At 44.9% G+C, this 9,107-nt stretch carries 3 protein-coding genes and 4 pseudogenes; 4 read left to right on the forward strand and 3 right to left on the reverse strand.

From position 1 onward, the window contains the following. Positions 1–603: pseudogene (locus tag VTH8203_RS16680) on the reverse strand (IS3 family transposase); the annotation flags it as partial. 69 nt (positions 604–672) lie between these two features. Here VTH8203_RS16680 and VTH8203_RS16685 point away from each other — a divergent pair. Beyond that, entirely contained in the window at positions 673–1,704 is a 1,032-nt protein-coding gene (locus VTH8203_RS16685) for an IS110 family RNA-guided transposase (protein WP_096994688.1), read from the forward strand. A gap of 222 nt (positions 1,705–1,926) precedes the next feature. Here the strand turns inward: VTH8203_RS16685 and VTH8203_RS16690 are convergent. Next, positions 1,927–2,195, reverse strand: a pseudogene (locus tag VTH8203_RS16690) (transposase); the annotation flags it as partial. A 140-nt stretch (positions 2,196–2,335) separates the two neighbouring features. Here VTH8203_RS16690 and VTH8203_RS16695 point away from each other — a divergent pair. Both VTH8203_RS16695 and VTH8203_RS16700 read left to right on the forward strand, forming a co-directional pair. Beyond that, positions 2,336–2,920 carry a hypothetical protein gene (locus VTH8203_RS16695; RefSeq protein WP_096994689.1) on the forward strand — a complete coding sequence of 195 codons (585 nt, stop codon included), beginning with the start codon at positions 2,336–2,338 and terminating at the stop codon, positions 2,918–2,920. A gap of 146 nt (positions 2,921–3,066) precedes the next feature. Continuing rightward, positions 3,067–4,335 (forward strand): annotated as a pseudogene (locus VTH8203_RS16700) (IS4 family transposase). A 19-nt stretch (positions 4,336–4,354) separates the two neighbouring features. Here the strand turns inward: VTH8203_RS16700 and VTH8203_RS16705 are convergent. Continuing rightward, positions 4,355–5,268, reverse strand: a pseudogene (locus tag VTH8203_RS16705) (IS3 family transposase); the annotation flags it as partial. A gap of 346 nt (positions 5,269–5,614) precedes the next feature. Here VTH8203_RS16705 and VTH8203_RS16710 point away from each other — a divergent pair. Then, a partial coding sequence (locus VTH8203_RS16710) for a hypothetical protein (protein WP_158296172.1) occupies positions 5,615–9,107 on the forward strand: 3,493 nt, incomplete at its 3' end.

Raw genomic sequence — 9,107 nt, forward strand, 5'->3', positions numbered from 1 at the left:
GTCACTATGAACGATAACCTGCTCAGGGAACCCTCGACGGAACAAGGCCATTGATAACGCATCGCAGACCAGAGTTGCCGTCATTCTGGTGTCCATAGACCAACCGACTACTTGCCTTGAATAAAGGTCAATAATTACCGCCAAATACAGCCAGCCTTCGCTTGTCGCAACATAGGTGATGTCTCCCGCCCACTTTTGATTCGGAGCCTCCGCGTTAAAATCCTGAGCCAGCAGGTTCGGAGCAACTGGCATTTTATGTTTGCTGTCTGTCGTACAATTAAACTTACGTGCCGCTTTCGGCGTTAAATCTTGCCGCTTCATACTGGCGGCGATGGTTTTAACATTACGGTTATCACCGTTCTCAGCCAGCTCTTTCTGGATGCGTCTTGAGCCATCACGGCCTTTGCTATTGTTAAAAGCCTCTTTGACCTTCGTATCAAGCTCTTGGCGAGTTACCTCGCGCTGGATGGCCTTGTGGCGATGCTTAATCCAGTAATAAAACCCACTTCGTGAAACGCTGAACACCTTAGCCATGCGTGCAACGCTAAAGCTCAGCAGGTGTTCGAGCATAAATTCGTAGCAAGCTACTTTAGGTTTCTCGCGATGTATGGAATCCACTCATTTCTCTGCAAAACTTAGGCATAGGCAGGAACATGAAAACGAGGTGTCATCATGCTAAGAACGAACGTCATCGGTATAGATTTAGCAAAAAACGTGTTGCAGGTTTGCCATATTAGCCACCAAGGAGAACTGCTCAGCAATAAAGCAGTAAGCAGGCAGAAACTTAAGGAGTTACTTGCTAAATCTAAGCCATCTCTTGTTGCTCTAGAAGGCTGCGCTAGTTGCCATTACTGGGGCAGATACGCTGAGTCTTTCGGCCACGAAGTACGGATAATCAATCCGAAAAAGGTGAAGGCATATGTTGATGGCCATAAAACTGATGCCAATGATGCTCTTGCCATCGCTAATGCGGCACTCCAGATAGGAATAAAATACAGCAAGCCCAAATCAATGGAGCAACAAACCTTGATGTCTCTTGAAGCAAATCGCCAGTTTCTATCAAAAACCATAGTGTCATTGGGGCTGCACATCCGAGGCATCATTAACGAGTACGGTATCGTCAAAGCAAAAGGTACTAAAGGGCTGGCTGCATTGGTCACTTCAACACTCTATGAAAGCGATGTTCTGCCAGCAAGCTTGGTCACAACCTTGTCGATGCTATGGCAGCAATACCTTAACCTGAAAGATAAACTGAGCAAGCTCCAAAAATCCATGAACTCGACAACTCGTCAGATAGAACCTTGCAAAAGGCTCATGGCACTGGAAGGTGTCGGTGAAACAACAGCTTCCATGCTCTACGCTACTTTAGGTAACGGAACGCAGTTTACCAATGGACGGCAAGCTTCAGCGTTTGTTGGCCTAACACCGAAACAATACAGTTCGGGCGGTAAAGTGACGATGCTGGGCATAGATAAATTTGGCGGTGTCAAAGATCTCCGTTCAATGCTATACCTTGGTGCCATGGCATATATTTACCGATTGCCCGAATCGCCAAAAAACCAGAAGCAGGCATGGCTTATCAAGTTAGTCGATAGGGTTGGGTTCAAAAGGGCCTGTATCGCCTTGGCAAACAAGACGGTCAGGACAGCTTGGGCAATGCTCCACTATGAAACGGAATATCAGCCAAAGCCATTATCTATTTAGCTATATGAATTAACAGGTTACAAATAATGATGTTCAAAGGTTAGACCAACCTACTGAGACCCTGACTACTTCGCAATGCTATTAAAAGCTTCTTTCGCGACAAGGACGGTAGGTGCGCACACATCAAAGGTTAGAAGGTAGCTCCTTCAATAAGAAACCGAATATACGACCGCATCTTATCCATTGCACATTTTTATCTTGTAAAACCCGTGGATTCCATATACGAAGTAGGTGGCGGCCTTTTTTACAATATCTAGCTCTTTAGCCTGCTCAGCCAATTGTCTTTTGAGTTTTGCCATTTCCGCGGCTAGATCTTTTTCTCGTTGACTGGTGCTGGTATCACTTTTAGCTGCCTTACGCCAACCATAGATCTGGGATTCGTGTAACGACAGTTGCCTCGCTGCCGCAGCGACTCCGACTTTCTCTGCTAGCTTCAGTGTTTCTGCTTTAAATTCAGGGGAGCGGAGAATACGTTTTTTCTTACTTGTCATGGTTCACCTCGTTAGTGATTGTACTCACTTAACTTGGTGTCCAAAACTGCTGGTGCGGATCACTTGTCTTTTGAGCTTCTTGGACTAGTCTGTAAATATAGTTAACTATTTAAAGATAATACAAAAGAATGAGTGCACATATGAAATATATATATCATATACTAATTTTCTTATCCACTTTTGTAACGTCATTGGCCATCAGTGCGGGTGAAACACAGGTGTCACTCGGCTTAGGCGTTTCAGACTTCCACTTTAATCATTCAGAAGCGAGTTACCTCGATGATAAAGGGGCTGGGGGACAGCTTCAGCTGACTCATTATCCTTATTCTCATGATGCTTTAAATGGAGAATTATTGTTAGGCGTTGGTTTTGGCTACATCAGTTATGGTCAGTATGATGCAGAAATAACAACGCAAGAATCCCCTGAAGCGGTTGCAGACAGGTATAGTGTCCCAGGGGAAGGACCGCTTATTTTTCTTTCCTCAAAATACCAAACAGAAGTATGGTTTAGTCAGTTAAATATAGGGCTCATGGCTTGGTCTAATATAATCAAAATTAATAACACGGCTATCAATAAAAGTGGTACATCGGTAGTCTATGACGTTGAAGTCGGCTACCGTGCGTCAGAAGATGTCAGTTTGTCGATTGGTTTAAACACAACAAGTGATCACAGTAATCGTGCAACGTCGTTCTTGTGGAAGATAGCATATAGCTTCCCGAATTAATGAGGTATTAGGTGACCCTGTCCATTGTTATTATCGTTTCATAGACAGGATCTTAAGAGCTAAGCGGTTTATTTAGATAGAAAAAGGCTTCATTTATGATCAGATAATCGTCGCCAAACAAAATACCTATATCAACCGTGAAGCCGATGATGATTATCACCCTACAAAAGCAGTTTAAGCAATTCTTTCATGCAGAAAGCCTTCAAAAAATGGCAAAAAGCACGGGGCTAATGAAGCGTTGCCGGGCTATCTTGCCCGGCCAACTCCTCATAAGCCTCGTGGCCTCTTTGAGCAAAGGAAACTGTTCTTCTATTGCCGATTTACTTCGGCAATTCAATGGCATGTGCTTAAGTGCCAAAGATACCGTGGCTTATAAGCCATACCATAACCAGCTAAGAAAAGAAGCGTTTCCGATATTCATGCGCCAATTGGTCATGCGAGCGATAGCGCAGTTTGCTCGCCAGCAGAGTGCCACACTGCCAGATAAGCTCGCCAGCTTTGAGGATGTGTTGCCGCAAGACGGAAGCTCTTTCCACATTCGTCGCGACTTGGCAGACGTTTATCCGAGCCGATTTAAGCGTAACCCAGCTGCGGTTGAATGCCATATGACAATGTCTTTAAAAACCTTTTCTCCCGTTGCAATGAGCATCAGCGCTGATACGGCATCAGAAAGAGATTTTCTGCCTGAACCCAAAACGATGAAGAACAAATTGCTGCTGGCTGACGCAGGGTATCCTGACTTCCAGTTCTTTGCCGAGCTTGAAAAGTGTGGTGGCTTTTATATTTTTCGCGGAACTCAATCCATGAATCCTCACGCGATTGAAGCGAGAAATGGCCGGGGTCGGCGCTTACCTAAACTAGAGGGGAAGCAGCTCAAAGACATCACGCGAGGTACGAATCGCTCGTAGGTGCTCGACCTTAAAGTTCGTCGTGGTAAGCAAGAATTTAGAGTGGTAAGAAGTTGGTTTGCAGAAGAAAAGCGATTCTGTATTTGGCTAACTAACTTGCCATCAGAGACCTACACTGCGAACGACATTATGGCAATATACCGCAGTCGATGGCAGGTGGAGTTGCTTTTTAAGGAGTTAAAGTCGCACACAAACTGGCAACGATTTGTCACCGCACAAAAGGCCATCGTTGATGGGCTTATCTGGGACAGTTTACTCGCGCTGATCATCAGGCGCAGCAAAGCGCTTCAGATAATGCCGACGGTCTCGCTGTTTCAAGCGGCAAAAAATGTGGATGTGTGGCTGTTACCCATATTTGAATGTATCAGCCACAAGGCTTGGTCAGAAATCGGCACCAGGCTTGAATGGGCCTGTAGCTATATATTCAAGAATGCACAAAAATCCACCCAGAGGAAATCTAAGAAAAACATTGCGTTAGACGGAATTTATGCAGGACTTAATGCTTAAGGTTCAGTCTATGTGGGGCGGATACGATTAAGTCTCTGTAGTCTTTTGAACAATATTGACTACCTCTGATCACTATGGATAATCACTCCTTCGGGCATGCCTCTACGGAACAATGCCATTGATAGCGCGTCACAGACCAGAGTCGCGGTCATTCTGGTGCTCATTGGCCAACCAACTACTTGCCGTGAGTACCAGTCGATAACAACCGCTAAATACATCCAACCTTCGCTTGTCGCTAGATAGGTAATATATCCAGCTCATTTTTGGTTCGGTACTGTTGCATTAAAATCGTGCTCAAGCAAGTTCGGGGCAAAAGGAAGCCTATGCTTACTGTCTGTCGTACATTTGAACTTACGGGCGGCCTTCGAGACTAAGCTTTGGCGCTTCATGCTCGCGGCAATGGTTTTTACATCGTGCTTATTACCATTTACCTCAAGTTCTTTTTGAATATGCCTTGCAGCGTCGCGTTTCTTTTTATCATCAAAGACTTCTCGAACTTTGCTATCAAGCTGCTTTCGGTGCTCATTGCGTTGAGTGACTTTATGCCGATTATCAATCCAATAATAAAACCCACTTCGAGAAACCCCAAACACCTTAGCCATACGGACAATCCTATATTGCATCATGTGTTCGAGCATAAACTCATAGCAATCTACTTTAGATTTTCGCGATGTAGGTGGCCTTTTTTACGATATCTAGCTCTTCAGCTTGCTCAGCCAATAACCGTTTGAGTTTGGCATTTTCAGTGGCGAGTTTCCTTTCTCTATCGCTGATTTTCGCATCTTTTTTGACGGCTTTACGCCACCCATAAATTTGAGATTCATACAACGAATGCTGTCGTGCGACAGTAGCGACACCGACTTAGTCTGCTAACTTAAGTGCTTCGGCTTTAAATTCAGGAGCATGTTTGATTCGAGTTTTCTTAGTTGTCATTGTTCACTTCGTTAGTGATTATACTCACTTAACTCAGTGTCCAAAACTTCTGGTGCAGATCAATCCTGATTCTATTGAAAATCAAGCAACTTCAATGATCACGGGTATACTTCAGCTGACATTCAGGCTACACAATAACGAAGAAGGATTTACTCGCAGCTGCAATCACACTTGCTCGAAATTGATTCAAACATGGTTGCGCTTTGGGAAAATTATTAGGAGATCTTTCAGTATTATGCTCGAGGTGTACTAACATATAATGGTACACAAGTTTTATATGACGAGTTGGCTAGATACAAAAAAATTACAAGAGGTCATATGTTACCCCTATTAGGGAGAAAGGGACATGAATCGCTTCTCAAGTATACTCGTTACTATTGTTCTACTTTTAACTGCTTGTGATAGTTCAAACATAGCTACAGTTGATGACACATCTCCTGATGACGCTCCTGAGTTGGTCGCAGAAAACACCATAAATGGTGTGGTCGTTGCGAACAAAGTCTCTGGAGCTTCAGTGGAGGTTTACGCCGTTGATGATGACGGAAACGTTGGGCAGCTTCTGAATTTCAGTGAGGTGTTTACCAACGACGATGGCTCTTACACGATTGAAATACCAGAGTACAACGGACAAGTTCTCGTTATTTCTAAAGGGGGCTCATACAAAGATGAGGCGACCGGCCTAGCCATTGATCTCGCTGACACGGAGCTTCGAGTAGTCACCGAAGTGACGGAAGTAACAGATGACTCTAGTGCAAAAGGGAATGTTGCGGTTATCACACCTCTTACGGAACTTTCCATTCAGTTAATGGATGGTGACTTGTCTTCGAGTAATGCGGAAAAAGTAAATACTGAGATCGCCAATATCTTTTTTGGTGTCGAAGATCCTAGTTTGATTACCAAAACCTCTCCTGTCGTAGAGCCAGTTGACACCCCATCGGATGACACGCCAGCAGGCGGTACCCCCGCAGACGAACAAGCGAAAAGCGCGACGCTTAACTACAACTTGATCTTGTCTGGTCTGTCTAGCCTTGCGAAAGGGAGTAATCCAGTTGAAGCGCTAGCAGAAATTAAAGAAGACATTGTGGTTAACAATGGCGATTTAAGTAATGACTTTAAAGAAGATTTGATTGAAGGGGCAATGACTGTCCTTGACAGTCAAGGCATTGAAGTAGAACTTGAAAATAGCACCATTTTGAATGTCACCGAAGAGTTTAAAGAAGAGGTAAAAGCCAAAGTCTCTAGTGATTTCTATGCTAGAAAATTGCCGGAGTTGATTGAAGTGAAACCTGGCAATATTAATGCTTTCGAGCTGCTCATTAGTGAGCAACTTCGTAACATATTCGATTTCAAATTTTTTATTGTCAACAATAACGGCTCTCAGCAAGAGACCAACGCCGTACAAATTTCGACTAATGCACTTATAAACGCGGCGCTAATGGTTGAATTAACTGATAAAGAGACGGGGACGTCAAAAACCGAATATGTCAATTTCACCATTGTCGAAACCGTTAAAGAGTTTACTTACAGCATTGGTAATGTGAATAGTAATGGTCTTATTCCCCTGCAAATTAGCCAGACTTCAGGCGACGATGTTGAGACGGTGTTGAACAACATGTCTAAACGTACTATTGAAGTTGTTGAGATTAACCAGCAGACCTTCTTGAGAGTTCTGCAAGATGGTATTGCTGTATTAGCTGTGAGCTCGCTGGCAGACCGTGATGTCACATTCGCCAACTTCAGTTTTAACGTCATGGAAGATCGTAATAACATCCTAGATATCGAGTGGTCTTTTGATAGCGAACTCCTTATTTCTGATTACCGCAGCAACGACAACTTTTCTCTTTTCTATGAAATCAATGATGTGGAATTTGGGGAATTGGATGTCGTGGATAGAGGGCCGCTGTCATTGGATGACACGTTATCTTTTTACTACGTCAATCGTGATGGCATTCGTCTAACGAATAAAGTGTCGTCTGATCTATTTTCGATTGTTCAACGCACGTCTTTGAAAGACTTTAATCAACTTAAAAAACAGACCTTGTCGGTTGATAGCTTTGCGAGCGTTTTGGATTTGAATTTCCAAGAAAGCAATGTTGATTACTACGCTTCATTACTTGATGATAGCGATGTGTTTGTTTCGTTTGCCGATCTGCAATCGTTTGTTGATACGGCCGATCGAAGCATGAGTGCGTTTAAAGTGGTTCAGCAAGCCTCAGTCTCAGGAGACGTTGAATTGATTGAGGCCGAGACGTTCAGCGCAATCATTAATATCACCTTCGAGCCTAATTCATTGACCCACTATAAAGATGAAATTGTAGGAACCGACACGCTTTCCAGTATCGATGCGCTGCAGACGCTTATCATCTCGGTCGACAATAGTCTTGATGCCATTGCTAAAGTGAAAGGTTATGCCCTTGGTAACATTAGCGAGATTGGCGTTGCAGATTTTGATGCTATTTTGCATTTAACCCATTTTGATCCAGCACTGTTACCACATTATCAAACCGCGTTGCAGAACAATGGTGATTTTGGTGACATCACAGCGTTAGATCGTTTACTGCTCAACGTTAATCAAGAGCAAGCGTTGTTGGCAAGTGCCAATGGCATGATTGCCTCCGCACCATTAATGTTATCGGATTGGTTTGACGGTCAACTGATCTCTGCGTTTGTTGTAGAGAATCTCGACGCGTACAACCGCGAAATCATTGAGCGTCAACCGCTAGACAATTTTGCGGCCATTGTTGTGTTAGTGGATGAAGTCAATGACAGCGTTAGCGCAATCAATAAGATGAACCAAGCGGCCATCGCGAGTGATACAACGGAGCTGACGTTAAATGATTTTGAAAAAGTGCTGCATCTTGAAAACTTTGATGTAGAGAATTTTGATGCTTATCTGCAAGCCATCGCAGCCGAAGTGTCGATTACTGATGTTGCCGCGCTTCAAGCGCTCATCGACAGTGTCGATACCAGCATCAGCGCCTTGAGTGATGTTCAGCTTGCGGCGACCAATAACGACGCCTCGACCGTGACCACTGACACGCTCAGTGCGATTCGTGGTTTGACGTTTGACAGTGCTAACATCACTGATTACCAGAATGCGATAGGACAAGAAAGTGCGATAGCGGATGTGGCAGCGTTGCAAGCTTTGATTGACAGTGTCGATACCAGCATCAGCGCCTTGAGTGATGTTCAGCTTGCGGCGACCAATAACGACGCCTCGACCGTGACCACTGACACGCTCAGTGCCATTCGAGGTTTGACCTTTGACAGCGCTAACTTGACTGATTACCAAGATGCGATAGCGGCAGAAGCGAGCATCGCGGATGTGGCAGCGTTGCAGGCGCTCATCGACAGCGTCGATGCGAGCTTAGCGGCCTTTGCTGCGGTGCAATCGGCCGCAACCAGCAGTGATGCTTCTACTTTGACCGTCGATACCTTGACTGCTATCCGAGGTTTGACCTTCGACAGCGCGAACGTTGCCGATTACCAAGCGGCGATAGCGGCAGAGGCGAGCATCGTGGATGTGGTGGCGTTGCAAGCAGTGATCGACAGTGTTGATAACAGCGTCGATGCTTTTGCCAGTGTGCAGTTGGCGGCGACCAACAGTGACGTTAACGGTATCAGCAATGCCACCTTAGGGAATATCCTAGGTTTAACCTTTGATGGTGCGAACGAGGCCGATTACCAAGCGGCGATAGCGGCAGAGGCAAGCATTGCCGATGTGGCGGCGCTGCAAGTGCTGATTGACAGTGTTGATAACAGCGTTAATGCCTTTGCCAGTGTGCAGTTGGCGGCGACCAACAGTGACGTTAACGGTATCAGCAACACCACCTTAGGGA

The organism is Vibrio thalassae, from assembly GCF_900089835.1.
Taxonomy (GTDB): Bacteria; Pseudomonadota; Gammaproteobacteria; order Enterobacterales; family Vibrionaceae; genus Vibrio; species Vibrio thalassae.

Coding starts and splice junctions, on each gene's coding strand:
- VTH8203_RS16685 (WP_096994688.1), top strand. CDS start 673: ATGCTAAGAACGAACGTCATCGGTATAGATTTAGCAAAAAACGTGTTG.
- VTH8203_RS16695 (WP_096994689.1), top strand. CDS start 2,336: ATGAAATATATATATCATATACTAATTTTCTTATCCACTTTTGTAACG.